Genomic DNA, 26,723 nt, shown 5'->3' with positions numbered 1-26,723 from the left:
GCCGCCCGCGCGCCTCGGCAGCATCGCGGTGGACGATCATCGAGAGCGCATCCACCGGCTCGCCGTTCACAAGGATCGACATCTTCACGAGATCGCCCTCGCGGTGGCCGATCTGCTGGTAGTCGAAGCTCGCATAGCCGCGCGAGATGGACTTCAGCCGGTCGTAGAAATCGAACACCACCTCGTTCAGCGGCAGCTCGTAGCGCAGCATCGCCCGGTTGCCGACATAGGTGAGATCCTTCTGGATGCCGCGCCGGTCCTGGCAGAGCCTGAGCACCGGCCCGAGATGGTCATCCGGAACATAGATGGTGGCATCGATCCACGGCTCCTCCATGCGGGCGATACGCACGGGATCGGGCATGTCGGCCGGGTTGTGCAGCTCGCGGCAGGTGCCGTCGGTCAGGTGCACGCGATAGACGACCGAAGGCGCAGTCGTGATGAGATCGAGATCATATTCGCGGGCCAGCCGCTCCTCGATGATCTCGAGGTGGAGCAGGCCGAGGAAGCCGCAGCGGAAGCCGAAGCCGAGCGCGGCCGAGGTTTCCATCTCGAAGGAAAAGCTCGCATCGTTGAGCCTGAGCTTCTGGATGGAATCGCGCAGCTTCTCGAAATCGGCAGCGTCGACCGGAAAAAGGCCGCAGAAGACCACCGGCTGCACCTCGCGGAAGCCGGGCAGCGGCGCGGCGGCGGGCCGGCGGGCATCGGTGATGGTATCGCCCACGCGCGCCTCGGCCACCTCCTTGATCTGCGCGGTGATGAAGCCGACCTCGCCGGGCCCGAGCTCGGCCAGCAGCTCGATCTTGGGCCGGAAGACGCCCACCCGATCCACCTGGTGCGTTGTGCCCGAGGCCATGAAGCGGATCTGCTGGCCCTTGCGGATGACACCATCGACAACCCGCACGAGGATGACGACCCCGAGATAGGGGTCGTACCAGCTGTCGACCAGCATCGCCTTGAGCGGGGCCCCGGCATCGCCCCGGGGCGGCGGGATGCGGCGCACGATGGCTTCCAGCACCTCGTGGATGCCGGCCCCCGTCTTGGCCGAGGCCAGCACGGCCCCCGAGGCATCGAGCCCGATCACCTCCTCGATTTCCGCCCGCACCTTCTCCGGGTCGGCAGACGGCAGGTCGATCTTGTTGATGATTGGCACGATCTCGTGATCATGCTCGATCGACTGGTAGACATTGGCAAGCGTCTGCGCCTCGACGCCCTGGGCGGCATCGACCACCAGCAGCGCGCCCTCGCAGGCAGCGAGGCTGCGCGAGACCTCGTAGGCGAAGTCCACATGGCCCGGCGTGTCCATGAGGTTCAGCACATAATCCCGCCCGTCGTCGGCGCGGTAGTCGAGCCGCACCGTCTGCGCCTTGATGGTGATGCCGCGCTCGCGCTCGATATCCATCGAATCGAGCACCTGCGCCTCCATTTCGCGGTCGGACAGGCCACCGCAGAGATGGATGATGCGATCGGCCAGGGTCGATTTGCCGTGGTCGATGTGGGCGATGATGCTGAAGTTTCTGATGTGGTCCATTGCAGGCAGTAAAAAAGGGCGCTAACGGCGCCCTTAGCGATTCGGAAGACCCTGAATTCTAGCGGATTTGTACCAAATATTCACGGGTTTTGGCCTCGTCCAGGAAGTAGTGGCAGAGCTCGGTTTCACCGTGCAGCAATACCGGCACCAGTTCGTCGTATTTTTCCTCGAGCGCCGGGTCGGCATCGACGTCAACCACCATCACCGTCGCCCCGAACTCCGCGGCCAGCGGCGCCAGCGCCGCCTCCATGTCATGGCACAGATGGCAGTAGCCGCGGCTCAGCAAGGTCAGTTCAATTGCCATTCAAGCCCCGCACGGTCACGAAGGTCTGCATTTCGCCACGGCGGATCAGCAAGGTGACGTTCGTATTCCTGTCCAGCTGGGCCAGCAGCTTGTTGAACTGCTCGGCCGACTTGAGTTCGGTGGTGCTGCCGCGATGGATCAGGGCGATGATGATGTCGCCCTGGCGCAACTCGGCCCGTGCCGCCGCACCGCGCACTTCCTCGATCACCAGCCCGCCGTCGATACGCAGCGCACGCCGCTGCTCGGCGGAGAGTTCGCCGACCACCAGACCGAGCCGGTTGGCGCTGCGCTCGGGCGCGCGGCCGGCGCGTGGCGGACGGGCGGCGGCCTGAGACTCGTCTGCCATCTGGCCGACCACGACGGCGATATCGCGCAGCTTCCCTTTACGCCAGACCTGAACCACCGAGCGCGTGCCCGGACGGGTCGCCGCGACCATACGCGGCAGATCGGCCGAGGCCTCGACGGCCTTGCCGTCGAAACGCAGGATCACGTCGCCGGCTTCGATTCCGGCCTTCTCGGCAGGCCCGTCGCGCTCGACGGCATTGACCACGGCGCCCATCGGCCGTGCCAGGCCCAGCGAATCGGCCAGCTCCTTGCTGACCTCCTGGATGACCACCCCGATCCGCCCGCGGCTGACCTTGCCCGACGCCCGCAATTGCTGCTGGATATCCATGGCCACGTCGATGGGAATGGCGAACGAGAGGCCCATGTAACCGCCGCTACGGCTGTATATCTGCGAATTTATGCCAACCACCTCACCATTCAGGTTGAACAACGGCCCACCCGAATTCCCCGGGTTGATCGCCACGTCGGTCTGGATGAAGGGCACGTAGTTTTCCTGCGGTAGCGAACGTCCCTTGGCCGACACGATGCCGGCCGTCAGCGAATTGTCGAAACCAAAGGGGGAACCGATGGCCACCACCCACTCGCCGACCTTGAGCCGGGACGGATCGCCCAGTTTGACAAAGGGCAAGCCACTGGCGTCAATCTTGAGCAAGGCCACATCGGTCCGCTTGTCGGCGCCGACGATCCGGGCCTTGAACTCGCGCTTGTCGGTCAGGCGCACCGTGACTTCCTCGGCGCCGTCGACGACATGCGCATTGGTCAGGAGGTAGCCATCGTCGCTGATGAAGAAGCCGGAACCCAGCGACTTGTTGTCGAATTCCCTGGGTATGGCCCCGCCACCGGGAACGCGGGGAAAGAAACGCTTGAACAGTTCGAACGCCGGATCGCTCTCGTCGAACGGGAAAGGCATGGCCCCGGCCTGTCCGCGAACGGTCTGCGTGGTGCTGATATTGACCACCGCCGGCCCCTGCTTTTCCGCCAGTTCGGTGAAGTCCGGCAGGCCGCGCGATTGCGCCTGGGCCAGACCGACGGCAAGGAGCAAGGAAAAAATCGCCAGGATGTGCTTCATTGAACGTTTTTCTCCTCATCGTCACGGACGCGGGAAATGATGTGCGGCCGGCTGCCGGGATCGCCCACCGGTTGTCGCGAGCGGCGTGCCGCCAGCGCGAAGGCCCCCACCACGCCGACCAGACTGCCGGCGATGGCGCCGGGATCGCCGCCCAGTTGCGCGCCGAGCACGGCCCCGCCGATCAGGCCGAGCACCGGCAGGCCGTAGGCCAGATTGGCGCCCCTGCGCAAGGTTCCCGCCGTGACGGCAACTGAAACCGTATCGCCGACTTCGGCGCCGATGGCATTGTCCACGCGATAGCGACGCGGGCCGCTGCAGAAGGTCTGGGTCAGGTGATGCCCGCCGCAACCGCCCTTTTCATGGCAACGGCCGCAACCGCCCTGCGCGATTTCGACGACGGCACCTGCCGGATCGACCAGGCGGACGACCGCCCGGATGACGCTGCCCTCGCCGTCCATCACCAGCGCCTGTCGGGTGCGATGTCGAGCAAGGGGCGCAGCTTGCTGGCGACGGCCTCGCGGGCGCGGAAAATCCGCGAGCGGACGGTACCGATCGGACAATCCATGATGCCGGCGATTTCTTCGTAGGACAGCCCCTCGATTTCGCGCAGGACGATGGCCGTGCGCAATTCCTCGGGCAAGGCGTCCATCGCGCTATTGACGGTCTGGCCAATCTGCTTGGACATCAGCAGGCTCTCGGGAGTATTGATGTCGCGCAGCAGGGCGGCATCCTCGAATCCTTCGGCTTCGTCGGCATCGAATTCCGTGCTGGTCGGTGCCCGCCGCCCCTGGGAAACCAGATAGTTCTTGGCGGTGTTGATGCCGATCCGGTACAGCCAGGTGTAAAAGGCACTGTCGCCGCGGAAGGACGGCAAAGCGCGATAGGCCTTGATGAAGGCCTCCTGCGACACATCCTCGACTTCTGCCGCATCGCGGATGTAGCGCGACAGCAAGCGACCCAGCTTGCGCTGGTACTTGCTCACCAACTGGTCGAAGGCGCCTTGGTCGCCGCCTTGCGCCCGCTCGACCAGCAACTGATCGACCTCGCGCTCGCTCATGACTCTGTTTTTCCCGGGAATATGTTCTTGTTGGGGCAGAGTATAACGCAGGCCTTTTGCCACCACCCCTAGGGACTTATCCCTAATTGTGATTTTCTGTAACGATGTGAATCGTTTTCCGCGTGCTATATTGCGCGCCGGATTATCTTCTCCGGGAAACATCGTGCTCAACTTTGATGTGCTCATCATCGGCAGCGGCCTGGCCGGTCAATCGGCGGCGCTTCGCCTGGCCGACCATTGCAGCGTCGCGCTGATCAGCAAGCGCAAGCTTGAGGACTCCGCCTCCGGATGGGCTCAAGGCGGCATTGCCGCGGTGCTCGACAACCGCGATTCGATCGAGGCGCACATCCAGGACACCTTCGTTGCCGGTGCCTGGCTGAACGATGAAAAGGCTACTCGCTTCGTCGTCGAGAACGGCCGCAGCGCGATCGAATGGCTGATCGAACAGGGCGTGCCCTTCACCAAGGACGAATCCGGCTACCACCTGACCCGCGAAGGCGGCCACAGCGCCCGCCGGGTGATCCATGTCGCCGATGCCACCGGTGCGGCGGTCCAGCAGACGCTCACCGAGAAAGTCCGCAAACACCCGAAAATCCGCGTTTTCGAAGATCACATCGCGGTTGACCTGATCACCGGAAAAAAGCTCGGTACAGACGAAAACCGCTGCTTCGGCGCCTATGTCCTCAACAGTGTTTCCGGTGAAGTCCTGACCATCGGTGCAGCCAACACCCTGCTGGCGACCGGCGGTGCCGGCAAGGTCTATCTGTTCACCACCAACCCCGACACCTCGACCGGCGATGGCATCGCCATGGCCTGGCGCGCCGGTTGCCGGGTGGCCAACATGGAGTTCATCCAGTTCCACCCGACCTGCCTCTACCACCCCAACGCCAAATCCTTCCTGATTTCCGAGGCCGTGCGTGGCGAGGGCGGCCTGCTCAAACTGCCGGACGGCACGCGCTTCATGCCCGAGCACGACGAGCGCGAGGAACTGGCGCCGCGCGACATCGTTGCCCGCGCCATCGACTTCGAGATGAAGAAGCGCGGTCTGGACTGCGTTTACCTCGATATTTCGCACAAGGGCGAAGCCTTCATCCGCGAGCATTTCCCGAATATCCACGCACGCTGCCTAGAACTCGGCATCGACATCACCCACGAACCGATTCCGGTCGTTCCGGCCGCCCATTACACCTGCGGCGGCATTGTCTGCGACCTCGACGGACACACTGACGTGGCCGGTCTCTACGTTGCCGGCGAAGCTTCCTGCACCGGCCTGCACGGCGCCAATCGCCTGGCTTCCAACTCCCTGCTCGAATGCCTGGTGTTCTCGGAAGCGGCAGTCAAGGACATGCTCGCGCAAAAGCCTGCACCGCTGCCCACCCTGCCCGACTGGGACGACAGCCGGGTCACCGATGCCGACGAGGAAGTGGTGATTTCCCACAACTGGGACGAACTGCGCCGCTTCATGTGGGACTATGTCGGCATCGTCCGCACGACCAAGCGACTGAAACGTGCCGAACATCGCGTTCGCCTGCTGAAACGCGAAATCAACGAGTTCTACGCCAATTTCCGGGTCAGTCACGACCTGATCGAACTGCGCAATCTCGTCCTCACGGCCGAACTGATCATCCGTTGCGCCATGCTGCGCAAGGAAAGTCGCGGCCTGCACTACTCGCCGGACTATCCGGACATGGCAGCAAAACCCCGGAATACCATCCTCAAGCCGCGTCGCAAGAAGCGCTGACACCGTTCTGCCAGCGCAGGAAAACCCTTAGCCGGCGAAACTCGTCCGGCCCGCTGCTATCGACGGTCACGAGAAGCACGCCGGCCGCACCGCCGCTTTCCGGCGCCAGACGCACTACGGTCAGCCAGCGATGGACAGTGGCGCCCGGCAGGCAACGCAGCGCAACAAACTCACCATCTTCGTGCACACGCCCCTCCACCCTGCCGTCGTGGGTCAGGCGCAAGGCGGCAAACGGCGGACGTAGTTTCCGCCAGGCCAGCCCGGCGAGCAGGACGACAACCAGCAGCAAGCCCGCCACCTGCCAGGGTTCCCCCGGATAGAAGCCGATGAACACGAAGCTTGCCAGCACCACGAGCAGCAGCAGGCGATCGAGCAAAAAAGAACGGTGCAGTCCGATGATCACCGGAAACTGCACCGTTCGTCTCCCTGGCAGTCGCGCTTAGATACGCTTGAACACCAGCGAGCCGTTGGTTCCGCCGAAGCCGAAGTTGTTCTTCAGCGCCACGTCGATCTTCATCGGCCGCGCCTGGTTGGCGCAGTAATCCAGATCGCACTCGGGATCCTGATTGAAGATGTTGATCGTCGGAGGCGAGATCTGGTGATGGATGGCCAGCACCGTGAACAGCGACTCGACCCCGCCGGCACCGCCAAGCAGGTGACCGGTCATCGACTTGGTCGAATTGACGACGATGGACTTTGCGGCTTCGCCAAAGGCGGCCTTGATCGCATCCGACTCGTTCTTGTCGCCGAGCGGCGTCGACGTGCCGTGCGCATTGACGTACTGGACGTCGGCCGGCGTCACACCAGCGTTCTTCAGCGCATTGACCATCGAACGCCGCGGGCCGTCCATGTTCGGAGCGGTGATGTGATAGGCGTCGGCACTCATGCCGTAGCCGGCCACTTCGGCGTAGATCTTGGCGCCACGGGCCTTGGCGTGCTCGTACTCTTCGAGAACCAGGACACCGGCGCCCTCGCCCAGCACGAAACCGTCGCGATCCTTGTCCCACGGACGGCTGGCCGTCGCCGGGTCGTCGTTGCGGGTGGACAGCGCACGGGCTGCGCAGAAACCGCCGAGGCCGAGCGGCGACACGGTCGATTCGGCACCGCCGGCGACCATCACGTCGGCATCGCCGTATTCGATGATGCGCGCGGCTTCGCCGATCGAGTGCGTGCCGGTCGTGCAGGCGGTAACGATCGACAGATTGGGGCCCTTGAAGCCGAACTCGATCGACAGGTTGCCGGAAATCATGTTGATGATCGAACCGGGAACGAAGAAAGGCGACACCTTGCGCACGCCGGCGGCATTGTATTCATCCTTGGTGGCTTCGATCAGCGGCAGACCGCCAATACCGGAACCGATGGCGACACCGACGCGCTCGGGATCGGCCGCACCCTCCTGGTCCAGGCCGGCATCGCGCACGGCCTGCATGCCCGCAGCCAGGCCGTAATGGATGAAGGTATCCATGCGCCGGGCATCCTTGGCGGAAATGTACTGGGTGATGTCGAAATTCTTGACTTCACCGGCAAACTGCACCGGAAAGGTCGAGGTGTCGAAGCGGGTGATCGGCGCGATGCCGGAAACGCCGGCAACGATGTTCTTCCACCCTTCTTCGACGCTGTTGCCGACCGGGGAAATCAGGCCCAGGCCGGTGATGACGACTCTACGACGTGCCAAGATATGCACTCCGAAAGCAAAAATAGCAAGGCCGGCCTTGGGGGCCGGCCTTGCCTGGTTGAAACCGGAATTGGCTTACTGCTTGTTGGCGAGGATGTAATCGACAGCCTGCTGGACCGTCGTGATCTTCTCGGCCTGGTCGTCCGGAATTTCGCACTCGAATTCCTCTTCCAGCGCCATGACCAGCTCGACGGTGTCCAGCGAATCCGCGCCCAGATCGTCGACGAAGGAGGACTCGTTCTTGATGTCCGCTTCGTTCACACCCAGTTGTTCGGCGACGATCTTCTTGACGCGCTCTACGATGTTATCCATTCGAAAAACTCCTTCCCCTCGGGGTACGAAAAAAAACGTGTTGATTCTACCAAAAGCCGGGACTTGGTGAAATCAATCCATGAACATGCCGCCATTCACATGCACGGTAGTACCCGTGACATACGAGGCAGCGGGAGAAACCAGGAAGCCGACCGCACCGGCGACGTCTTCAGGTGTGCCGGCACGGGCCAGCGGAATCGAGGCCAGCATCGCGGCCTTTTGTTCTTCGGTCAGCGCATGCGTCATGTCGGTGGCAATGAAGCCCGGCGCGACGCAATTGACCGTGATGTTGCGGCTACCCAACTCGCGAGCCAGCGAACGGGAGAGACCGGCGACGCCGGCCTTGGCGGCGCAGTAGTTGGCCTGGCCGGCGTTGCCGGAATAACCGACCACCGACGAAATATTGACGATGCGGCCGAAGCGCGCCTTCATCATTCCGCGCATCACACCGCGCGACAGGCGGAAAACCGCCTTCAGGTTGGTGTCGATGACCGCATCCCACTCGTCGTCGCCCATGCGCATCGTCAGGTTGTCGCGGGTGATGCCGGCGTTATTGACGAGCACGGTGATGGCGCCGAACTCCTTGGCGACATCGGCAAGCACCGTGTCGGTCTGGGTGTTGTCGGTGACGTTGAGGACAACGCCGCGGCCCTTGATGCCGGCTTCGGCGAGGTAGGCCGAAATCTGCCCGGCACCGGCTTCGCTGGTCGCCGTACCGATCACGGTGGCACCCTGACGACCCAGTTCGAGGGCAATGGCGCGGCCGATGCCGCGGGTGGCGCCGGTGACCAGCGCAATCTTGTCGTTGAGCATCGCTTACTCCAGACCGAGGTTGGCTTCGATGGCCGCCGCGTCAGCCAGGGCAACCCCGGCAACACCGTCGGCGCAGCGCTTGGTCAGACCAGCCAGGACCTTGCCCGGACCGCATTCGGCCACGGTAGACACGCCGATGGCGGCCATTTTCTGGATCGTCTCGACCCAGCGCACCGGGTTGTAGGCCTGGCGCACCAGCGCGTCCTTGATCCGGGCCGGATCGTTTTCGATCGCCACGTCGACGTTGTTGATCACCGGAATCTTCGGCGCCTGCAGCGTCAGTTCGGCCAGACGCGCAGCCAGCTTGTCGGCGGCCGGGCGAATCAGCGAGGAATGGAACGGGGCCGACACCGGCAGCGCCTTGGCCATCTTGGCGCCGCGCGCCTTGCAGGCGTCCATCGCGCGTTCGACGGCGCCCTTGTGGCCGGCAATCACGGTCTGACCGTTGGCGTTGAAATTGACCGGTTCGACGATTTCGCCCTGTGCCGCTTCGGCGCAGGCCGCAGCGATGCCGGCATTGTCCAGGCCGAGCACGGCGGCCATGGCGCCGGTGCCGAGCGGCACGGCTTCCTGCATGGCAGCGGCGCGCAGGCGGACCAGCGGCACCGCGTCCTTGAATTCGATGACGCCGGCGGCGACCAGCGCCGAGTACTCGCCGAGGCTGTGACCGGCGACGACGGCCGGCATCTTGCCGCCCTTCTCGCACCACAGGCGCCAGGCGGCAATGCCGGCGGTGAGCATGACCGGCTGGGTATTGACGGTCTGGGTCAGCACTTCGGCCGGACCGTCGGCAACCATCGCCCACAGGTCGTCGCCGAGCGCGGCAGACGCTTCGTCAAAGGTGGCGCGAACCACGGCGGCGTCGCCGTAGGCGGCCATCATGCCAACGCTCTGCGAGCCCTGGCCGGGAAATACGAAGGCAAAAGACATCGATCAGTCTCCTGTTATCAGAATTCGAGCAGGGCCGCGCCCCAGGTGAAACCGCCACCGACACCTTCGACCAGGACTTTCTGGCCGCGCCGGATGCGCCCATCGCGAACGGCTTCGTCCAGCGCCAGCGGCACCGATGCGGCCGAGGTATTGCCATGACGATCGACGGAAACGATCACTTTTTCACGGGGCACGCCAAGTTTCTTGCCGGTCGCTTCAATGATGCGGATATTGGCCTGATGGGGAATCAACCAGTCAAGGTCTGCCGTGGATATACCGGCCTTGGCGCAGACTTCCTCGGCGATGTCGGCAAGCACGCGCACGGCGAACTTGAACACCGCCTGACCGTCCATGCGCAGGAAGGGATCGCCGGTAACCTGGCCGCCACAGAGTTGGCCGGGCACGTTGAGGATGCCGAACTGGCTGCCGTCGGCGTGCATCGCCGTGGCCATGATGCCTGGGGTCTCCGACGCTTCAAGAACCACCGCGCCGGCGCCGTCGCCGAACAGCACGCAAGTGCCACGATCATTCCAGTCGAGGATGCGCGAAAACACTTCGGCACCGATGACCAGCGCCTTCTTGTGCGAACCGGAAGCGATGAACTTCTCGGCAATGCCCAGCGCGTAGGTGAACCCGGCGCAAACGGCCTGCACGTCGAAGGCGGCGGCGCCCTTGTTGCCGAGCTTGCCCTGGATGATGCAGGCGGTGCTCGGGAAGATGAAATCCGGGGTCGACGTGGCAACAACGATCAAGTCGAGGTCGGCGGCAGCAACACCGGCCATCTCCAGCGCCCGTTGGGCAGCGATCAGGCCGAGCTCGCTTGAGGTGGTACCGGCCTCAGCCAGATGACGGCTGCGGATGCCGGTGCGCGTGACGATCCACTCGTCGTTGGTATCGATACCACGCGCCGCCAGGTCATCGTTGCTGACGGGTTTGCCCGGCAGGTAGCTGCCGGTGCCGATCACGCGTGCATACATTCAGACTGTCTCCACAGCAGCGGACGAAGCCGCATTGGTTTGCGCCAGGCGCTCGGCGATCCGTTCGAGGACGCGGTTCTCTGCCGCATCGTAGGCCCGGGCAATGGCATAACCAAAGGACAATTCGTCGGCCGAGCCATGGCTCTTCACCGAAATCCCCTTGAGCCCGAGCAGGATCGCGCCGTTGTAGCGGCGGTGGTCGAAGCGTTTCTTGAAATTATTGAGGACAGAAATGGCGATCAGGGCAGCGATCTTGGTCAGCCAGTTGCGCTTGAACTCGCTGCGCAACGACGACGCCAGCATCTGCGCCAGACCTTCGGAGGTCTTCAGTGCGACGTTGCCGACGAATCCGTCGCAAACGATGACGTCGGCCTCGCCCTTGTAGATGCCGTCGCCTTCGACGTTGCCGACGAAATTGAGGCCGGAACTGCGCAACAGGTCAGCGGCGGCCTTGACCACCTCGTTACCCTTGATCTCTTCCTCGCCGATATTGAGGATGCCGACCGTCGGCCGATCCTTGTGCTCCATGGCGGCAACCAGCATGGCCCCCATGATCCCGAACTGCAGCAGGTGCTCCGGTTCGCAATCGACGTTGGCGCCCAGGTCGAGCATGTGCGTATGGCCGCTGATCGTCGGCAGCGGCGCACAGATCGCCGGCCGGTCGATACCGGGCAACATCTTGAGGACGAAGCGCGAGATCGCCATCAGCGCGCCGGTATTGCCGGCCGAAACGCAGGCATCCGCCTCGCCGGACTTGACGAGATTGATGGCCACGCGCATCGAAGAATCCTTTTTGTTGCGCAAGGCGAGTGCAGGCGACTCGTCCATGCCGACCACTTCGGTCGCATTGACGATGCGCAGGCGTGAATCATCGGCCGTAGTGCCGAGCAGCGGACGCAAAACCTCCTCCTGACCAACCAGGACGAGATGAGCCGCCGGATGTTCTGCAAGAAAACGGATAGCCGCGGGCACCGTCACCGACGGTCCGTGGTCACCCCCCATGCAATCAATGGCGATGCGGGTTGTCATGGCAAAAGAAAAGGCAGGCTCTCCCGAAGGAGCCACCTGCCCTTCGATGAACGATTACTCGCCCTTGGCCTTGAGAACCTTCTTGCCGCGGTAGAAACCGCTCGGGGAGATGTGGTGACGCAGGTGCGTTTCACCGGTGGTGGACTCGACAGCCAGCGGGGGCGCGGTCAGGAAATCATGGGCACGGTGCATGCCACGCTTCGACGGGGACTTCTTGTTCTGTTGAACGGCCATTTTGTTACTCCAAAAAAAATCAGTTCGGCTTGCCTTTGAGCCCGGCCAGTGCAGCAAACGGGTTGACCCGCTCACCGGCACCGGACGCACCAGGCAAACCACATCCATCATGTCGCGGCGCAACCGGCAGGGACAACAGAATTTCGTCCTCGACCAACTCCGCCACATCCAGTTCCTTTTCCACCGGCAGAAAATCCCGGCTGTCGTCTTCCAGTTCGTCTTGCGACACGTCGGCGTTGGCCGGGATGACTTCCAGCAAACGATCGACGTCCAGCTCGAAATCGATGGCGTCCAGGCAGCGCTGACAAGCCAGCGGAATGCATCCACTCACCGTCAGGCGCAGCAAGGGCTCGCCACGCTTTCCCCTGAAGCCTTCGAGATGCCAGGAAACCTCCCCGGACACTTCGGCCAGCAGATCGTGCAGGCGTTCCATTGCCGAAACCGCCAGCGTTCCTTGCAGAACACGCGCATCCCGGGCAAAGGCGAAGGCATCATTGATTCTTTTCAAGCTGAATCTGTTGCGACTTAAACGGCGGATGATATTATTTTTGGCTCGCCAAGTCAAAAACAAAGTGCTGCTTCAAGAAATCGACGCAAGGCTTTGTTGCACAAAAACTTTCAAGATGCAAAACCTCGTACTCGCTTCGACCTCGCCCTACCGGCGCGAACTGCTGGCCCGCCTCGGCCTGCCCTTCACCGTCGCCAACCCACAGACCGACGAATCCACCCTCCCCGGCGAAGCCCCCGAGCCACTGGCCCTGCGCCTGTCCGAAGCCAAGGCCCGGGCTGTTGCCGAGCAATATCCCGACGCACTGATCATCGGCAGCGATCAGGTCGCCACGGTCGATGGCCGCATCTACGGAAAACCCGGCACCCATGAACGGGCCGTTGCGCAGTTGCGCGAATTATCAGGCAAGACCGTCAATTTCTTCACCGGTCTGTGCCTGTACAACGCGACCACCGGCGTCAGCCAGGTTCGCGGCGTACCAACGCTGGTCACGTTCCGGACGCTGACCGACAGCGAAATCGACAACTACCTGCGACGCGAACCGGCCTACAACTGTGCCGGCTCGGCCAAATCGGAAGGCCTGGGCATCGCCCTGCTCGCCGGCATGCAGGGCGACGACCCGAATGCACTCGTCGGTCTGCCGCTGATCGCCCTGTGCGACATGTTGCGCAATCAGGGCGTGGCAATTCTCTGATGGCCGGCACCCTCTACCTGATTCCCGTCCCGCTCGGCCCGTCGGCGCCGCAGGACAGCCTGCACCCGGACGTTCTGACCACTGTCCGGCCACTACGGCATTTCGTCGTCGAACAGGCGAAAAGTGCCCGCGCCTTCCTCAAGGCGGCCGGCACCGACCTGCCCCTGCAGGAACTGCAACTGGAAGAACTCAACGAACACAGCCGCCCGGACGCCATCGAACACCTGCTGGCGCCGCTGCGCGCCGGTCACGATGTCGGCCTGCTGTCGGAAGCCGGTTGCCCGGCGGTCGCCGACCCGGGCGCCGACCTGGTCGCCCTGGCCCAGCGCGAGAACATCCGCGTCGTGCCACTGATCGGTCCGTCGTCGCTGCTGCTGGCCCTGATGGCCTCCGGCCTCAACGGCCAGCGTTTTGCCTTCCAGGGCTATCTGCCGGCCAAGGACGCCGATCGCAACAAGACCCTGCGCGAACTCGAAGCCGAATCACGCAAGCGCCGCCAGACCCAGTTGTTCATCGAAACACCGTACCGCAACCGGGCCATGTTCGACGCCATCCTGCAGGCCTGCCAGGGAACGACCCGCCTGTGCGTCGCCACCGACCTGACCCTGCCCGGCGAATTCATCCGTACACTGACCGTTGCCCAGTGGAAAAAACAAACGCCGCCCGAAATCGAGCGGCGTCCGACGGTTTTCCTGCTGCTGGCTTGATCAGTTCAGGCGGAAATCACCAGTGCTGCTGGAAAGGCCGCGCCAGAAACTATCGACCGCACCGGCACCAAGCCGCTTGGCAAAGCGCTCGGCGAGGTTCTCCTTGACCGAGTAATCAAGCACGTCCTCGACCTTGACGACGTCGCGGGCGACCGATTCAACCGTACCGAAACCGTCGGCCAGCCCGAGCTGGATACTTTGCGCACCGGTCCACATCAAGCCGGAAAAGATGTCAGGGTTGTCCTTCAGGCGCTCGCCACGCCCCTTCTTGACCACATCGATGAACTGGGCGTGGATATCGGCCAGCAGGGTCCGGGCGTGCGCCCGCTGAGCTTCGTCCTGCGGCGAGAAGGGATCGAGAAAACCCTTGTTGTCGCCGGCGGTCAGCAGGCGCCGTTCGACACCCAGCTTCTCCATCGTGCCGGTGAAGCCGAAGCCGTCCATCAACACGCCGATCGAACCGACCACACTGGCCTTGTCGACATAGATCTGGTCAGCGGCGGCGGCGACGTAGTAGCCGCCGGAAGCACAGACATCCTCGACCACGGCATAGAGCGGCTTGTCGGGATACTTGGCCCGCAGCCGCCGGATTTCGTCGTTGACGATACCGGCCTGCACCGGACTGCCGCCCGGACTGTTGATGCGTAGCACCACGGCCTGCGAATTCGGGGCGTCGAATGCCGAGTTCAGCGCGGAAACCAGGCTGTCGGCACTGGCTTCACCTTTGGCGGCGATGACGCCGCGCAGTTCGACCATCGCGACATGCTTGTCGGCCACCTTGCTGCTGTCCCATTCGATCAGGGCAAACAGGATGAAGGCAACGTAGCCGAAGCCCAGCAGCTTGAAGAAGACACCCCAGCGACGTCGCGCGCGCTGCTCGCTGAGCGCGGCAAAGGCCAGTTTTTCCAGGGTTTTTCTCTCCCAGGCGGGATCATTGTCTGAGCGTTGGGGGTTGAGGTCCATCAAGTTCTTTCTGGGTGAAGATTTCGCCGGTCAAGTATAGCCTGCTCAGGCATTGGACATCAGCCAGGCATCGAGTTCCGCGACATCGTGCAGACAGGCCAGCGGCGCATGTTCGAGCAGATGATCGTGCGGATGCGCGCCATAGGTGACGGCCAGCGCGTCAACGCCGGCATTTTTCGCCATCAGCAGGTCGTGCGAGGTGTCGCCGATCATCACGGTGGCGCCGGCGGACATGCCGAATTCGGCCATCAGTTCCTCAAGCATCTGCGGATGCGGCTTGGAGTGACATTCATCGGCGCAGCGCGAGGCCGAGAAAAATGGCCGCAAACCGGAGTGGTCAAGCGCCCGCTCCAGCCCCAGCCGGCTCTTGCCGGTGGCCACCGCCAGGATGTGCCCGGCCGCGTGCAGGCGCGCCAGCATTGCCGGCACCCCGTCGAACAAGGTTAGCGCGTGATCCCCGGAGAGATAGTGGAAACGGTAGCGGTCGACCATCGCCTGGTAGTTCTCCGGCGCCAGGTCGGGGACCGCGTGGCGCATCGCGTCGGCCAGGCCGAGTCCGATGACGTGGCTGGCCCGGGCGTGGTCCGGCACCGGCAAATCCAGGTCGCGGCAGGCGGCCTGGATGGCCCTGACGATGGCACCGGCGGAATCGAGCAGCGTCCCGTCCCAGTCGAAAACCACGAGTTCGTATTTCATTGATGCTCCAGGATCTGTTGCAGGTTGTCGGCGGAAAACTCACGCGGGGTTTGCGCCTCCACCGTCGTCATGTATTGGCGGATGCCGTCCGGCAGCGGTGCCACGCACTCGACCGGCGTGCCCAGCAAGGGATGGCGGAAAGCCATGCGCCAGGCGTGCAGCGCCATGCGCTTGAGGCCGGCCGGGCGCAGTCGCTTGTTTAGATTGAAGTCGCCGTACTTTTCATCGCCAAGGATGGGAAAACCGAGATGCGCCAGATGGACGCGGATCTGGTGCGTCCGCCCGGTCTTCAACTGGGCTTCGAGCAAGCTCATTTCCGGCCAGCGGGCAAGCAGGCGGAATACCGTATGCGCCGCCTTGCCTTCGGCATTTACCGACACCCGGCGCTCACCGCTGTCGGTCAGGTACTTGAGCAACGGTGCCTTGACGTGCTGGGTATTGTTCATCCAGCGCCCCTTGACCAACATCAGGTAGCGCTTGTCGGCACCGGCGCCGTGCTCGCGGAACATGTCGTGCAGCGCCGTCAGTGCCAGCCGTTTCTTGCCGACCAGCAGGATGCCCGAGGTTTCGCGGTCGAGTCGGTGCGCCAACTCGAGGAACTTGGCCTGCGGCCGCTGCCGGCGCAGGGCCTCGATGACGCCGAAGCTGACCCCGCTGCCGCCGTGCACGGCAATGCCTTCGGGCTTGTCGATGACCAGCATCGCCTCGTCTTCGAAAATGATCGGCAGATCGACCCGGGCCTTGGCGGCCTCCTCGACTTCGTCCTGCGGGCGCTCGGCGATGCGGATCGGCGGAATGCGTACCCGATCACCGATTTCCAGGCGGTAGGTCGCATCGACCCGTCGGCTGTTGACCCTGACTTCGCCACTGCGCAGGATGCGATAGACATGACTTTTCGGCACCCCCTTGCAGTGCCGCAGCAGGTAATTGTCCAGGCGCTGCCCTTGCGCTTCTTCGCCGATCACGACCAGGGCGACCGAATTGTTACCTGTGTCATTCATTTTCTAATATACTGCCTGCGTTTTACGTCTCTGTTTGCAAGGGATGCCGAACCGTCAGACCGTCCGCCCTCGCGCTACAAGCGCGACTGCCATGCGGCAGGCCACGAAGTCCCTCCCGTGCCAATTGCCCGGGACAAACCAACGTGAAACGACTGGTTAAGTTCACTCACCAAAAGTAGTGATGTTAACGGATTAGCTCGCCACAAGCACGCACGGATCGCCCGTTGCAGGAATTCCAAGATCGCGCATTTCATAAAAAGACTCGCGATCATTTAACGATCAGCACATTCATCATCGCCTTTGCCGCCAATCACATGACGCAACCCGATAACTGAACCTGTCGCTGCCTGCATGGGCGTTTCGTTGCCGTGAGCACCAGCGAGCTGGAGCCCCAAAACAATGAAACGCATGCTCTTCAATGCGACACAGGCGGAAGAACTCCGTGTCGCCATTGTCGATGGTCAGAAACTGATTGATCTCGACATTGAATCCGCCGCCAAGGAACAACGGAAAAGCAACATCTACAAGGGTGTCATCACCCGGATCGAACCGTCGCTCGAAGCCTGCTTCGTCGATTACGGTTCGGAGCGCCACGGTTTCCTGCCGTTCAAGGAAGTCTCCCGCGCCTATTTCCAGCCGGGCGTCGAACCGGGCAAGGCCCGCATCCAGGACGCCCTCAAGGAAGGTCAGGAACTGATCGTCCAGGTCGACAAGGATGAACGTGGCAACAAGGGCGCAGCCCTGACCACCTACGTCTCGCTGGCCGGCCGCTACCTGGTGCTGATGCCGAACAACCCGCGCGGCGGCGGCGTCTCCCGTCGTGTCGACGGCGACGAGCGCACCGAATTGCGCGAAATCATGGATCAGCTGGAAGTCCCCGGCGGCATGAGCCTGATCGCCCGTACCGCCGCCATCGGCCGCCAGGCCGAAGAGCTGCAGTGGGACCTCAACTACCTGCTGCAACTGTGGTCCGCCATCGAAGGCGCCGCCCAGCAGCAATCGGGCGCCTTCCTGATCTACCTCGAAGGCTCGCTGGTCATCCGCGCCATCCGCGATTATTTCCAGCCGGACATCGGCGAGATCCTGATCGACACCGACGAAGTCTATGAACAGGCGAAGGCCTTCATGGGCACCGTGATGCCGGGCAACATCAACCGCGTCAAGCGCTACCGCGACGACGTGCCGCTGTTCTCGCGCTTCCAGATCGAACACCAGATCGAAACCGCCTTCGCCCGCCAGGTCAACCTGCCGTCCGGCGGCGCCATCGTCATCGATCACACCGAAGCCCTGGTCGCTGTCGACGTCAACTCCGGTCGCGCCACCAAGGGTGCCGACATCGAGGAAACGGCGCTCAAGACCAACCTCGAAGCCGCCGACGAACTGGCCCGCCAGTTGCGCCTGCGCGACCTCGGCGGTCTGATCGTCATCGACTTCATCGACATGGAAAACAGCAAGGCCCAGCGCGAAGTCGAGAACCGCCTGCGCGACGCCCTGCGTTTCGACCGCGCCCGCGTCCAGATGGGCAAGATCAGCCGCTTCGGCCTGATGGAACTGTCGCGCCAGCGCCTACGTCCGGCCCTCGCCGAAACCAGCTACATCCCCTGCCCGCGCTGCTCCGGCACCGGCCATATCCGCTCGACCGAATCGGCCGCGCTGCACATCCTGCGCATCCTCGAAGAGGAAGCGATGAAGGAAAACACCGGCGCCGTGCATGTGCAGGTTCCGGTCGATGTCGCCACCTTCCTGCTCAACGAGAAGCGTCCGGACATCCAGGCCATCGAACTGCGCCACAAGGTCACCATCCTGCTGATCCCGAACGTTCATCTGGAAACGCCGGCGCATACAATCACCCGCCTGCGCCACGACGACCTGAACAACGACGACCTGCGCGAACCGTCCTACAAGATGGTCGACCAGCCGATCGAGGAATCGACCAAGCTGGCCAGCCAGCTGGAAAACGCCAAGCCGCGCCAGGAAGCAGCGATCAAGGGCATTTCGCCGGAACAGCCGGCCCCCAACCTGCCGGCCAAGGAAGAAGCCGTCGCCGCCCCGGCACCGGCCGCGCCCACCGGCGGCCTGTTCGCGCGCATCGCCGCCTGGTTCCGCAGCCCAGCTCAGCCGGCTCCGGCTGTCGAAGCCAAGCCGGAAGCGCCCGCCCGCAAAGGTCGCGAAGGTCGCAACGACAACCGCCGCAACGGCCGCAATGGACGTAACGGCAACCGTCGTGACGAAGGCGAACGCAACAATCGCAACACCGAACGCAACGACAAGCCGGCCCGCGAAGAAGCTGCCGGCAATGGCGAACAACGCCAGGAACGTCGTCCGCGCAAGGAACGCCGCGAGCGCCAGCCGCAGGCCGACACCCGCCCGGCAATCGAGCAATTGCCGCAAGCGCTTCAGGCAGTTGAACCGGACGCACCGCAGGCTGCACCGACTGGCGACGAGCAAGGCAACGCCCGTCGTCGTGGTCGTCGTGGTGGCCGTGGCCGCAACGAACGCCGCAATGAGTCGGAAACGCCGATGGTCGATGCAGTCAACGCTGACACCAGCGAGACGATCAACAATGAGCCGGTCGTGGTGACCATTCCTGCCGCGGAAACCACCATCGAGGCCAGCCCGGCACCGATGGCAGCGGCCGTCGAAGTGGCTGTCGAAGCGATCGAACCGGTCGCTGCACCGACCGTCGAGGCCCCGGCAACCGAAGTGGCTGCCGTCGCCCAGATCGAAGTCGCTCCCGAAGCCGTTCAGGAAACCGTCACGGTCGCCGAGATTGCTGCCGAACCGGCAGCGCCCGAAGTCCTGGCGGTGGTCGAAGCTGCGGCCGAAGTCCCGGCCATCGAACAGCCCCAGGCTATCGCAGCGGAACCCGTCGCAGCACCGGCACCGCTGCCGGCCAGCGCACCGATCAACGTCGATGCCGCCCTGTCGGAAAGCGGACTGGTCATGGTTCAGACGACGGCCGAAGTGCTGGTCGCTCCGAGCGAACCGCCGGTCAAGCTGGGCCGTCCGCGCAAGGCGAAAGCGGTCGAGCAAAGTGCCGACGAGTCGCTGGTCATGGTCGAAACCGGCAAGTAAGCCGGTCACGGCCAAGCAAAAGGGCGTCCCGCGGGACGCCCTTTTTCATTGCCGAATCTGCCTCTCAGCTGCTGAGCTTTTTCTGTACCGCCTCGACCACACCCTTGGCCGCATCCTCGACCATGTCGAGGACCAGATCGAAGCCGTGCCCCAAACCGTAGTACGGATCCGGCACTTCGTCATCCTCGAAATTCCTGGCGTAATCCATGAGCAACTGGATCTTGGGCAACTGCTCCGGCATCGCCATGCGCTGCAGGTTGTCCAGATTGCTGCGATCCATGGCCAGGATCAGGTCGAAATAATCGAGGTCCTGCAAAGCCACCTTGCGGGCACGCAATTGCGACAGGTTGTAGCCGCGCGCCGATGCTGCCCGCTGCGTACGCGAATCCGGGGCTTCGCCGACGTGGTAGCCGTGCGTTCCCGCAGAATCAACTTCAACTTTATCTCCCAGTCCATTGATTTTAATCATATGCCTGAGAACAACCTCTGCCGTTGGCGAACGACAGATGTTGCCCATGCAAACCAGCAGCACGCGGTAAATCATCGCCTCTTATCTCCATCGGGGTCGTGCTGCGCAGCGCCGAATACCCGCTCCCTGAGCCGGAACAGTTCGTCACGCGCAGCCGCCGCTTTTTCGAATTCCAGGTTCTTCGCGCAATCGAGCATCTGCTTCTCGAGCCGCTTGATTTCCCTGGCGACGGTTTTTTCATCCATTGCCTCGTAGACCGCGCGCTGTTGCGCCGCCTTCAGCTCGGTCTGCGCCGATTCGGCATCGTATACGCCGTCGATGATGTCCTTGATCTTCTTGGACACCCCGCGCGGCACGATACCGTGCTGCTCGTTGAATGCGATCTGCTTTTCCCGTCGCCGTTCCGTCTCGGCGATGGCTTTCTGCATGGATTGCGTAATCCTATCAGCGTACAGGATCGCTGTGCCATGAATATGGCGCGCCGCCCGACCAATGGTCTGGATCAGCGAACGTTCGGAACGCAGGAAACCCTCCTTGTCGGCATCGAGAATGGCGACCAGCGAAACTTCCGGAATATCCAGCCCCTCACGCAGCAGGTTGATGCCGACCAGCACGTCGAACTCGCCCAGGCGCAAATCGCGGATGATCTCGACCCGCTCGACGGTATCGATGTCCGAATGCAGGTAGCGCACCTTGATCCCGTTATCGGCCAGGAAGTCGGTCAGATCCTCGGCCATGCGCTTGGTCAGCGTGGTCACCAGCACCCGCTCGGCGACGGCGACCCGCTTGTTGATCTCGCCGAGCAGATCGTCGACCTGGGTCGTTGCCGGACGAACGATGACCTCAGGATCGATCAGCCCGGTCGGCCGGGCGACCTGCTCGACGACCTGGCCGGCGTGCTGGTTTTCGTAATCGGCCGGGGTCGCCGACACGAAAACGGTCTGGCGCATCTGACGCTCGAATTCGTCGAATTTCAGCGGCCGGTTGTCGAGTGCCGACGGCAGGCGGAAACCGTAATCGACCAGGTTTTCCTTGCGCGAACGGTCGCCCTTGTACATGCCGCCGACCTGGCCGATGCTGACGTGGGATTCGTCGATGAACATCAGCGCATCGCGCGGCAGGTAGTCGATCAGCGTCGGCGGCGCCTCGCCGGCTTTACGCCCGGAAAAATGCCGGGAGTAGTTTTCGATGCCCTTGCAGAAACCGATCTGGTCCAGCATTTCGAGGTCAAAACGGGTGCGCTGCTCGATCCGCTGCGCCTCGACCAGTTTCTGGTTGCGAGTGAAGAATTCAATGCGCTCGCGTAATTCGAGCTTGATCGCCTCGATGGCGCGCAGCACGGTCGCCCGCGGCGTGACATAGTGCGACGCCGGGAAGACCGTGAAACGCAGGGCCTTGTGCAGCAACTGGCCGGTCAGCGGATCGAAGAATTGCAGGCTCTCGATCTCGTCGTCGAACAGCGAGACGCGGATCGCGTGCTCGGCGTGTTCGGCCGGGAAAATATCGATGACGTCGCCGCGCACACGGAAGATGCCGCGATGAAAGTCCATTTCGTTGCGCTCGTACTGCATGTCGGTCAGGCGCTTGACGATGTCGCGCTGGTCCATGCGGTCGCCGACGCGCATGGTCAGGATCATGTTGTGGTACTCGTCGCGGTCGCCGATGCCGTAGATGCACGAGACCGTCGCCACAATCACCACGTCGCGCCGCTCGATCAGGCTTTTCGTCGCTGAGAGACGCATCTGCTCGATGTGATCGTTGATCGAACTGTCCTTTTCGATGAACAGGTCGCGCGACGGCACATAGGCTTCCGGCTGGTAGTAGTCGTAGTACGAGACGAAGTACTCGACGGCGTTTTCCGGAAAGAACTCCTTGAACTCCGAGTACAACTGCGCCGCCAGCGTCTTGTTCGGTGCCAGCACCAGCGCCGGACGCCCGGTGCGGGCGATGACGTTGGCCATGGTGTAGGTCTTGCCCGAACCGGTCACGCCGAGCAGGGTCTGGAACGACAGGCCGTCCTCGATCCCTTCCGTCAGCAGGCGGATCGCCTCCGGCTGATCGCCGGCCGGCGGAAAAGGTTGGTGCAAACGGTAAGGACTGCCGTCGAAACAGACGACAGGCGTGCTGCTGTTGGATTGGCTCATGATAAAATTCTGCGCTTGTCGTCGCGATGGACACATCGCGCGTTATTGTTGTTCCCTTTCTCTATTATTCCACGGAGTCGCTAATGTCCTCTTCGATCTTCGCTGCGGTGGAAATGGCCCCGCGCGACCCGATCCTCGGTCTGAACGAAGCTTTCAATGCCGATACGCGTGACACCAAGGTCAACCTTGGCGTCGGCGTGTACTTCGACGACAACGGCAAGATCCCTCTGCTGGCTGCCGTCAAGGCCGCTGAAGAGGCTCGCCTGAAGGCGGCTCCGCCGCGCGGCTACCAGCCGATCGAAGGCCCGGCCGCCTACAACACCGCTGTCCAGAACCTGCTCTTCGGCAAGGATTCCGAACTGCTCGCCGCCGGCCGCGTGATCACTGCCCAGGCCATCGGCGGCACTGGCGCCCTGAAGATCGGTGCCGACTACCTGAAGCGCCTGAACCCGGACGCCAAGGTCTACATCAGCAACCCGTCCTGGGAAAATCACCGCGCGCTGTTCGAGGCTGCCGGCTTCGTCGTTGAGGACTACGCCTACTACGATGCCGCCACCCGCGGCGTGAACTTCGCCGGCATGAAGGCTGACCTGAACAAGATGGCCCCGGGCTCGGTCGTGCTGCTGCATGCCTGCTGCCACAACCCGACCGGCGCCGACATGAGCGACGCCCAGTGGGCCGAAGTCGTGGGCATCTGCAAGGAACGCGGCCTAGTGCCCTTCCTCGACATGGCCTACCAGGGCTTTGCCGACGGCATCGATGCCGATGCTGTGGCGATCCGCGCCTTCTCGGCTTCCGGCCTGCAGTTCTTTGCCTCCAGCTCGTTCTCCAAGAACTTCTCGCTGTACGGCGAGCGCGTCGGCGCCCTGTCGGTCGTCACCGCCTCCAAGGAAGAGTCGGCCCGCGTCATGTCGCAGGTCAAGCGCGTCATTCGCACCAACTACTCGAACCCGCCGATCCATGGCGGCGCTCTGGTTGCCGCCGTGCTGGCATCGACCGAACTGCGCGCCCAATGGGAAGCCGAACTGGCCGGCATGCGTGACCGCATCCGCGCCATGCGTGGTGGTCTGGTCGAGGCCATCAAGGCCACCGGCTGCGCTCAGGACTTCTCCTTCGTCACCCAGCAGCGCGGCATGTTCTCCTATACCGGCCTGACCGCTGCCCAGGTCGAGCGCATGAAGGAAGAATTCGGCATCTACGCCGTATCCACCGGCCGCATCTGCCTGGCTGCGCTGAACAGCAAAAACATCGACTACGTTGCCAAGGCCGTCGCCGCAGTGACCAAGTAAGAAGCAGCACAAAGCAAAAACGAAGGGCGGGAATTTTCCCGCCCTTTTTTATCTGCCCGCGCCCAGCGTCAATTCCGGCAGGGTACCGCTGACCGCCAGCGGCACCCGCGTCGTCGATACCGAGGAACGCGCCAGCGCAATCAGCGCACCACTGACCTCGCCGGCCGCAGAAACCTGCAATTGCCCTGAAGCCGTCAACAAACCGGCATCGAGCCGGATATCGCGCAGCGAAACACCTTGCGCATCGACGCCGACATCGGCCTGCAGCCTGTCGAAACGTGTTGCCCCCGCCCGGACCAGCGAACCGGGACCGCGGCGGGCCGCTTCGCCGACATCGATACCGTTGAACAGACCACGCGTGACATCGATCTGCATCTGCGCGGAGGCATTTCGCCAGAGTGCCGACCAGTCGTCACCGCGGGCAGCAATGCGGATGCTGCCGCTCAGATCGCCTTCGGCTTTCATCCGGGGAACCAGGTCAGCACCGACGCGACGCAGATCGAGACGGGTCATTTCCCCGCTGCCGGACATCGCCAGACCGTCTCCCCAGTTCAGCGTCCAACTGCCCTTGAGCAAACCACCAAAGAAACTGGCATCGATATCGCGGAGCTGCAGGCGATTGTCTTCCAGCAGCACCTTCGCCTGGAGCACGGGGAAAGTCACGGGAATCCCGGGCAGTCGCCAAGCACGCCCTTCCATCGTCAGGTCAAGGCCTTCAGCCAACGGCCTGGCCCCGATCAGGACACTGCGATCGGGCGTCTCCAGTGTTGCACTTTGCAGTTGCCCCGAAGACAAGAGCAAGCGCCCGTTGAATGGACCAAAATGTATCGATTTTCCCGCATCGACGCGAAAATCACTCAGTGTGAGCTGGCGGATGGCTGGCCAAGGTATCGCCTGCGATCCGGCGATTGTCGGCAGGGCAAGCAATTGCCCAACCGGGATGCTGGCGCCGCTGAGCATGACATCCTGAACGCCGGCCGCCCCGGACAAAAGCATCGTCCACGGGCGATTGACATCGATCGCAGCGATGACACCTTCACCTGCCGCACCAATCCTGATCTCCCGCAAGGATAAATGCGGCGTCGGCAAGAGTTTGAGTGACACCTCGCCGACCGAGACCGGCACCGCCAGTACGCTACCGAGCTCACGCTCGATGTCGGCGCGGTAGTTGTTGTACGGAAAAAATACCGCCAGCAGGGCCAGAAACACGAGCAACGCCACCCCACCCATCGCCAGCAGACGTGGCAGACGGCTGACCGTCACTGGCCCGTCATCGGATACTTCCGGCTCGAGATCGGAGCGTGTACCCGGCACTTCAGGGGTTGTTGCCGCCGTCGGCAAGACCGGTTTGCCGAAGGAGGAAAACCGGCTGGCCTGACTTTGCGCACCGATGCTTGCCGGCCCGGCAGCGGTGCCCGAACCAAAAGTGGAGAACTGTGAAATGGCTGAAACCTGTTCCTTGCGTGCCTTTGGTATTCCCAATTCCCAAGCTGCCGCCGCCTTGGCCAGCGGCACGATGTAGCCGCCGCGCTCCAATTCTTCGACGGCGTTTTCCACCAGGCGGGCATTACCGATCTTGGCCGACAATTCGCCCACCGTCATCTTTCCGTCCACCTGGACCAGCACCATCCGCAGATTACGCTGGACAACCCGCGTACTCTGACGAACAGCCTCATCCCCAATAGGGGTTTTTGCATAGACCAAACCGGAATTCATGGCACAACTTCCATTCCAGAAACGACCGAGAAGACTTGACTCACCGGCATTCTACTCCTATAATGCCCGCTTCGATTCCCCGATAGCTCAGTCGGTAGAGCGCCGGACTGTTAATCCGTAGGTCCCTGGTTCGAGCCCAGGTCGGGGAGCCAAGTTCCATCAAAAAGCCCAGCCATGCCGCTGGGCTTTTTGTTTTTCCGGCACGTCGAACCGACATGGGAAAATTTAACGAAAAAACAAGCCGCTTGGCCGTAGCGAGGGAAGATATTAGCATAATTACCCACGCCACCCGCCGCCCGATGATGACAAAGGCAAATCCGGCGACTACCCATTTCGATCTACCCCCTTGTTACGTGTGTTTCGAGCGCTGATAATCCGGCCCATGCGCAACGAAACCCTGCATGTCGAGGATGCGCCCGCAAGCCTCGCCGACTTCCGCCCCGTAGCGAATACGACCGGCCATCAGCCAGGTACGCTGGTCGACAAATACGGTCGCCACGTCAGCTATGTACGCCTGTCGATCACGGATCGCTGCGACTTCCGCTGCACGTATTGCATGGCTGAGGAAATGACCTTCCTGCCACGCAATCAAGTCATGAGTCTCGAAGAATCGCTGCGGGTGGCCGAAGCTTTCGTCGGCCTGGGCGTGAACAAATTGCGACTGACCGGCGGCGAGCCGCTGGTGCGCAAGAACGTCATGTGGCTGATCGAACGTCTTGGTGCCCTGCCCGGCTTAGACAACCTGGTGCTGACCACCAACGGTTCGCAACTCGACCGCTTTGCCGAACCGCTCAAGGCTGCCGGCGTCAGACGCCTTAACATCAGTCTCGACACCCTCGACCCGGAGCGCTTCCGGCAGATCACGCGGATCGGCGAACTGAGCAAGGTCCTGCGCGGCATCGAGGCGGCATCGACGGCCGGTTTCCGCCGCACCAAACTGAACACGGTGATGATGCGCGGCACCAACGATCATGAATTTGTCGACCTGGTCCGTTTTGCCATTGCCCAAGGCCTGGATATTTCCTTCATCGAGGAAATGCCGTTGGGCGAAATCCATGGACGCAGCCAGACCTACATTTCCACCGAGGAAACCCTGGCACTGCTCGGACAGCATTTCGAACTGACGCCATCGGACGAAAACTCCGGCGGGCCGGCGCGTTACTGGCGGATTCCCGGTTGTGAAACACGGGTCGGTTTCATTTCGCCGCACAGCCACAATTTCTGTGACAGCTGCAACCGGGTGCGCATCACCGCCAAGGGAGAACTCTACCCCTGCCTGGGACAGAACGACGCCCTCAACCTGCTGCCGGTGCTGCGCAGCGGCGACGACCTCGCACTCCGCCAGGCGATAATGGACAGCATGGGAATCAAGCCCTTCGGGCATGACTTCTCCAACCAGATGAACAACCCACAGGTCATCCGCTTCATGTCGATGACCGGCGGCTGA

At 62.8% G+C, this 26,723-nt stretch carries 26 protein-coding genes and 1 tRNA gene; 7 read left to right on the top strand and 20 right to left on the bottom strand.

Annotated elements, in window-relative coordinates; all coding sequences use genetic code 11:
• From lepA to rpoE, 5 genes are all read right to left on the bottom strand, one after another.
• A partial coding sequence (gene lepA, locus Q0799_RS01800) for a translation elongation factor 4 (protein ID WP_298393540.1) occupies positions 1 to 1,528 on the bottom strand: 1,528 nt, incomplete at its 3' end.
• Positions 1,529 to 1,586: 58 nt separating this feature from the next.
• The gene (locus Q0799_RS01795) at positions 1,587 to 1,832 is read right to left on the bottom strand and encodes a glutaredoxin family protein (RefSeq protein WP_298393538.1); all 246 of its coding nucleotides are present in this window, start codon (positions 1,830 to 1,832) and stop codon (positions 1,587 to 1,589) included.
• A complete protein-coding gene (locus Q0799_RS01790) occupies positions 1,822 to 3,246 on the bottom strand; it encodes a DegQ family serine endoprotease (protein WP_298393536.1) in 1,425 nt (474 codons plus the stop codon). Before Q0799_RS01790 ends, Q0799_RS01795 begins: the two co-directional genes overlap by 11 nt.
• The gene (locus Q0799_RS01785) at positions 3,243 to 3,704 is read right to left on the bottom strand and encodes a SoxR reducing system RseC family protein (RefSeq protein ID WP_298393534.1); all 462 of its coding nucleotides are present in this window, start codon (positions 3,702 to 3,704) and stop codon (positions 3,243 to 3,245) included. Before Q0799_RS01785 ends, Q0799_RS01790 begins: the two co-directional genes overlap by 4 nt.
• Positions 3,704 to 4,303 (bottom strand): RNA polymerase sigma factor RpoE, encoded by a 600-nt coding sequence (gene rpoE, locus Q0799_RS01780; RefSeq protein ID WP_298393532.1) that lies wholly within the window; start codon positions 4,301 to 4,303, stop codon positions 3,704 to 3,706. Before rpoE ends, Q0799_RS01785 begins: the two co-directional genes overlap by 1 nt.
• Before the next feature lie 160 nt (positions 4,304 to 4,463).
• Between rpoE and nadB the strand changes: the two genes are divergently transcribed.
• Positions 4,464 to 6,044 carry an L-aspartate oxidase gene (gene nadB / locus Q0799_RS01775; protein WP_298393570.1) on the top strand — a complete coding sequence of 527 codons (1,581 nt, stop codon included), beginning with the start codon at positions 4,464 to 4,466 and terminating at the stop codon, positions 6,042 to 6,044.
• Here nadB and Q0799_RS01770 read toward each other — a convergent pair.
• The 9 genes from Q0799_RS01770 to Q0799_RS01730 all read right to left on the bottom strand — a co-directional run bounded on the left by Q0799_RS01770 (position 6,019) and on the right by Q0799_RS01730 (position 12,585).
• Positions 6,019 to 6,459: a protein YgfX gene (locus Q0799_RS01770; protein WP_298393530.1), complete on the bottom strand. Its 441-nt coding sequence runs from the start codon at positions 6,457 to 6,459 to the stop codon at positions 6,019 to 6,021. The two genes, nadB and Q0799_RS01770, sit on opposite strands and share 26 nt — an antisense overlap.
• Before the next feature lie 24 nt (positions 6,460 to 6,483).
• Positions 6,484 to 7,719, bottom strand: coding sequence for a beta-ketoacyl-ACP synthase II (gene fabF, locus Q0799_RS01765; RefSeq protein WP_298393528.1), 1,236 nt, complete (start codon positions 7,717 to 7,719; stop codon positions 6,484 to 6,486).
• 75 nt (positions 7,720 to 7,794) lie between these two features.
• A complete protein-coding gene (gene acpP / locus Q0799_RS01760; protein WP_028995618.1) occupies positions 7,795 to 8,031 on the bottom strand; it encodes an acyl carrier protein in 237 nt (78 codons plus the stop codon).
• Positions 8,032 to 8,103: 72 nt separating this feature from the next.
• Positions 8,104 to 8,844 (bottom strand): 3-oxoacyl-ACP reductase FabG, encoded by a 741-nt coding sequence (gene fabG, locus Q0799_RS01755; RefSeq protein WP_298393525.1) that lies wholly within the window; start codon positions 8,842 to 8,844, stop codon positions 8,104 to 8,106.
• Between the two features lie 3 nt (positions 8,845 to 8,847).
• Positions 8,848 to 9,774, bottom strand: a complete 927-nt coding sequence (fabD, locus tag Q0799_RS01750) for an ACP S-malonyltransferase (protein ID WP_298393523.1) — start codon at positions 9,772 to 9,774, stop codon at positions 8,848 to 8,850.
• Positions 9,775 to 9,791: 17 nt separating this feature from the next.
• Entirely contained in the window at positions 9,792 to 10,751 is a 960-nt protein-coding gene (locus Q0799_RS01745; RefSeq protein WP_298393521.1) for a beta-ketoacyl-ACP synthase III, read from the bottom strand.
• Positions 10,752 to 11,780: a phosphate acyltransferase PlsX gene (gene plsX, locus Q0799_RS01740; RefSeq protein ID WP_298393519.1), complete on the bottom strand. Its 1,029-nt coding sequence runs from the start codon at positions 11,778 to 11,780 to the stop codon at positions 10,752 to 10,754.
• A gap of 54 nt (positions 11,781 to 11,834) precedes the next feature.
• Positions 11,835 to 12,014 (bottom strand): 50S ribosomal protein L32, encoded by a 180-nt coding sequence (gene rpmF / locus Q0799_RS01735; protein ID WP_028995623.1) that lies wholly within the window; start codon positions 12,012 to 12,014, stop codon positions 11,835 to 11,837.
• A gap of 19 nt (positions 12,015 to 12,033) precedes the next feature.
• The gene (locus Q0799_RS01730) at positions 12,034 to 12,585 is read right to left on the bottom strand and encodes a YceD family protein (RefSeq protein ID WP_298393515.1); all 552 of its coding nucleotides are present in this window, start codon (positions 12,583 to 12,585) and stop codon (positions 12,034 to 12,036) included.
• 52 nt (positions 12,586 to 12,637) lie between these two features.
• On the opposite strand from Q0799_RS01730, the gene Q0799_RS01725 reads away from it, so the two are divergent.
• Both Q0799_RS01725 and Q0799_RS01720 read left to right on the top strand, forming a co-directional pair.
• Positions 12,638 to 13,216, top strand: coding sequence for a Maf family nucleotide pyrophosphatase (locus Q0799_RS01725; RefSeq protein WP_298393513.1), 579 nt, complete (start codon positions 12,638 to 12,640; stop codon positions 13,214 to 13,216).
• Positions 13,216 to 13,923 carry an SAM-dependent methyltransferase gene (locus Q0799_RS01720; RefSeq protein ID WP_298393511.1) on the top strand — a complete coding sequence of 236 codons (708 nt, stop codon included), beginning with the start codon at positions 13,216 to 13,218 and terminating at the stop codon, positions 13,921 to 13,923. The genes Q0799_RS01725 and Q0799_RS01720 overlap by 1 nt, the downstream gene beginning before the upstream one ends.
• On the opposite strand, the gene Q0799_RS01715 is transcribed toward Q0799_RS01720, so the two are convergent.
• From Q0799_RS01715 to Q0799_RS01705, 3 genes are read right to left on the bottom strand one after another with little or no spacing between them, the layout of a single operon-like run.
• The gene (locus Q0799_RS01715; RefSeq protein ID WP_298393509.1) at positions 13,924 to 14,886 is read right to left on the bottom strand and encodes a S49 family peptidase; all 963 of its coding nucleotides are present in this window, start codon (positions 14,884 to 14,886) and stop codon (positions 13,924 to 13,926) included.
• Between the two features lie 45 nt (positions 14,887 to 14,931).
• Positions 14,932 to 15,582, bottom strand: a complete 651-nt coding sequence (locus Q0799_RS01710) for an HAD-IA family hydrolase (RefSeq protein ID WP_298393507.1) — start codon at positions 15,580 to 15,582, stop codon at positions 14,932 to 14,934.
• On the bottom strand, positions 15,579 to 16,583 hold the full coding sequence (locus tag Q0799_RS01705) for an RluA family pseudouridine synthase (protein ID WP_298393505.1): 1,005 nt from the start codon (positions 16,581 to 16,583) through the stop codon (positions 15,579 to 15,581). Before Q0799_RS01705 ends, Q0799_RS01710 begins: the two co-directional genes overlap by 4 nt.
• Before the next feature lie 399 nt (positions 16,584 to 16,982).
• Here Q0799_RS01705 and Q0799_RS01700 point away from each other — a divergent pair, with 399 nt between their 5' ends.
• Positions 16,983 to 19,658 (top strand): Rne/Rng family ribonuclease, encoded by a 2,676-nt coding sequence (locus Q0799_RS01700; RefSeq protein ID WP_298393503.1) that lies wholly within the window; start codon positions 16,983 to 16,985, stop codon positions 19,656 to 19,658.
• 64 nt (positions 19,659 to 19,722) lie between these two features.
• Here the strand turns inward: Q0799_RS01700 and Q0799_RS01695 are convergent, their stop codons facing one another.
• Both Q0799_RS01695 and uvrB read right to left on the bottom strand, forming a co-directional pair.
• Complete coding sequence (locus Q0799_RS01695; protein WP_298393502.1) at positions 19,723 to 20,202, bottom strand: low molecular weight protein-tyrosine-phosphatase; 480 nt, start codon at positions 20,200 to 20,202, stop codon at positions 19,723 to 19,725.
• Positions 20,199 to 22,271, bottom strand: a complete 2,073-nt coding sequence (uvrB, locus tag Q0799_RS01690; protein WP_298393500.1) for an excinuclease ABC subunit UvrB — start codon at positions 22,269 to 22,271, stop codon at positions 20,199 to 20,201. Before uvrB ends, Q0799_RS01695 begins: the two co-directional genes overlap by 4 nt.
• Positions 22,272 to 22,354: 83 nt before the next feature.
• Here uvrB and Q0799_RS01685 point away from each other — a divergent pair, with 83 nt between their 5' ends.
• A complete protein-coding gene (locus Q0799_RS01685) occupies positions 22,355 to 23,560 on the top strand; it encodes an amino acid aminotransferase (protein WP_298393498.1) in 1,206 nt (401 codons plus the stop codon).
• Between the two features lie 48 nt (positions 23,561 to 23,608).
• On the opposite strand, the gene Q0799_RS01680 is transcribed toward Q0799_RS01685, so the two are convergent.
• Positions 23,609 to 25,276 (bottom strand): AsmA-like C-terminal region-containing protein, encoded by a 1,668-nt coding sequence (locus Q0799_RS01680; RefSeq protein WP_298393496.1) that lies wholly within the window; start codon positions 25,274 to 25,276, stop codon positions 23,609 to 23,611.
• Between the two features lie 76 nt (positions 25,277 to 25,352).
• On the opposite strand from Q0799_RS01680, the gene Q0799_RS01675 reads away from it, so the two are divergent.
• Positions 25,353 to 25,428 (top strand) — tRNA-Asn (locus Q0799_RS01675).
• Between the two features lie 230 nt (positions 25,429 to 25,658).
• Positions 25,659 to 26,723: a GTP 3',8-cyclase MoaA gene (moaA, locus tag Q0799_RS01670; protein ID WP_298393494.1), complete on the top strand. Its 1,065-nt coding sequence runs from the start codon at positions 25,659 to 25,661 to the stop codon at positions 26,721 to 26,723.

This window comes from uncultured Azonexus sp. (assembly GCF_937982035.1).
Taxonomy (GTDB): domain Bacteria; phylum Pseudomonadota; class Gammaproteobacteria; order Burkholderiales; family Rhodocyclaceae; genus Azonexus.
Note: the sequence above shows the minus strand (reverse complement) of the source record. Positions and strands in the feature narration are given on the sequence as shown.

What these genes read in the sequence shown, in the direction of transcription:
- fabD (WP_298393523.1), bottom strand. Translation starts at nt 9,774, where the DNA reads ATGTCTTTTGCCTTCGTATTTCCCGGCCAGGGCTCGCAGAGCGTTGGC.
- Q0799_RS01720 (WP_298393511.1), top strand. Translation starts at nt 13,216, where the DNA reads ATGGCCGGCACCCTCTACCTGATTCCCGTCCCGCTCGGCCCGTCGGCG.
- Q0799_RS01710 (WP_298393507.1), bottom strand. Translation starts at nt 15,582, where the DNA reads ATGAAATACGAACTCGTGGTTTTCGACTGGGACGGGACGCTGCTCGAT.
- Q0799_RS01680 (WP_298393496.1), bottom strand. Translation starts at nt 25,276, where the DNA reads ATGAATTCCGGTTTGGTCTATGCAAAAACCCCTATTGGGGATGAGGCT.
- Q0799_RS01700 (WP_298393503.1), top strand. Translation starts at nt 16,983, where the DNA reads ATGAAACGCATGCTCTTCAATGCGACACAGGCGGAAGAACTCCGTGTC.
- Q0799_RS01785 (WP_298393534.1), bottom strand. Translation starts at nt 3,704, where the DNA reads ATGGACGGCGAGGGCAGCGTCATCCGGGCGGTCGTCCGCCTGGTCGAT.
- fabG (WP_298393525.1), bottom strand. Translation starts at nt 8,844, where the DNA reads ATGCTCAACGACAAGATTGCGCTGGTCACCGGCGCCACCCGCGGCATC.
- rpoE (WP_298393532.1), bottom strand. Translation starts at nt 4,303, where the DNA reads ATGAGCGAGCGCGAGGTCGATCAGTTGCTGGTCGAGCGGGCGCAAGGC.
- Q0799_RS01695 (WP_298393502.1), bottom strand. Translation starts at nt 20,202, where the DNA reads ATGATTTACCGCGTGCTGCTGGTTTGCATGGGCAACATCTGTCGTTCG.
- Q0799_RS01745 (WP_298393521.1), bottom strand. Translation starts at nt 10,751, where the DNA reads ATGTATGCACGCGTGATCGGCACCGGCAGCTACCTGCCGGGCAAACCC.
- Q0799_RS01725 (WP_298393513.1), top strand. Translation starts at nt 12,638, where the DNA reads ATGCAAAACCTCGTACTCGCTTCGACCTCGCCCTACCGGCGCGAACTG.
- Q0799_RS01705 (WP_298393505.1), bottom strand. Translation starts at nt 16,583, where the DNA reads ATGAATGACACAGGTAACAATTCGGTCGCCCTGGTCGTGATCGGCGAA.
- Q0799_RS01795 (WP_298393538.1), bottom strand. Translation starts at nt 1,832, where the DNA reads ATGGCAATTGAACTGACCTTGCTGAGCCGCGGCTACTGCCATCTGTGC.
- Q0799_RS01715 (WP_298393509.1), bottom strand. Translation starts at nt 14,886, where the DNA reads ATGGACCTCAACCCCCAACGCTCAGACAATGATCCCGCCTGGGAGAGA.
- moaA (WP_298393494.1), top strand. Translation starts at nt 25,659, where the DNA reads ATGCGCAACGAAACCCTGCATGTCGAGGATGCGCCCGCAAGCCTCGCC.
- acpP (WP_028995618.1), bottom strand. Translation starts at nt 8,031, where the DNA reads ATGGATAACATCGTAGAGCGCGTCAAGAAGATCGTCGCCGAACAACTG.
- Q0799_RS01685 (WP_298393498.1), top strand. Translation starts at nt 22,355, where the DNA reads ATGTCCTCTTCGATCTTCGCTGCGGTGGAAATGGCCCCGCGCGACCCG.
- uvrB (WP_298393500.1), bottom strand. Translation starts at nt 22,271, where the DNA reads ATGAGCCAATCCAACAGCAGCACGCCTGTCGTCTGTTTCGACGGCAGT.
- rpmF (WP_028995623.1), bottom strand. Translation starts at nt 12,014, where the DNA reads ATGGCCGTTCAACAGAACAAGAAGTCCCCGTCGAAGCGTGGCATGCAC.
- Q0799_RS01790 (WP_298393536.1), bottom strand. Translation starts at nt 3,246, where the DNA reads ATGAAGCACATCCTGGCGATTTTTTCCTTGCTCCTTGCCGTCGGTCTG.
- plsX (WP_298393519.1), bottom strand. Translation starts at nt 11,780, where the DNA reads ATGACAACCCGCATCGCCATTGATTGCATGGGGGGTGACCACGGACCG.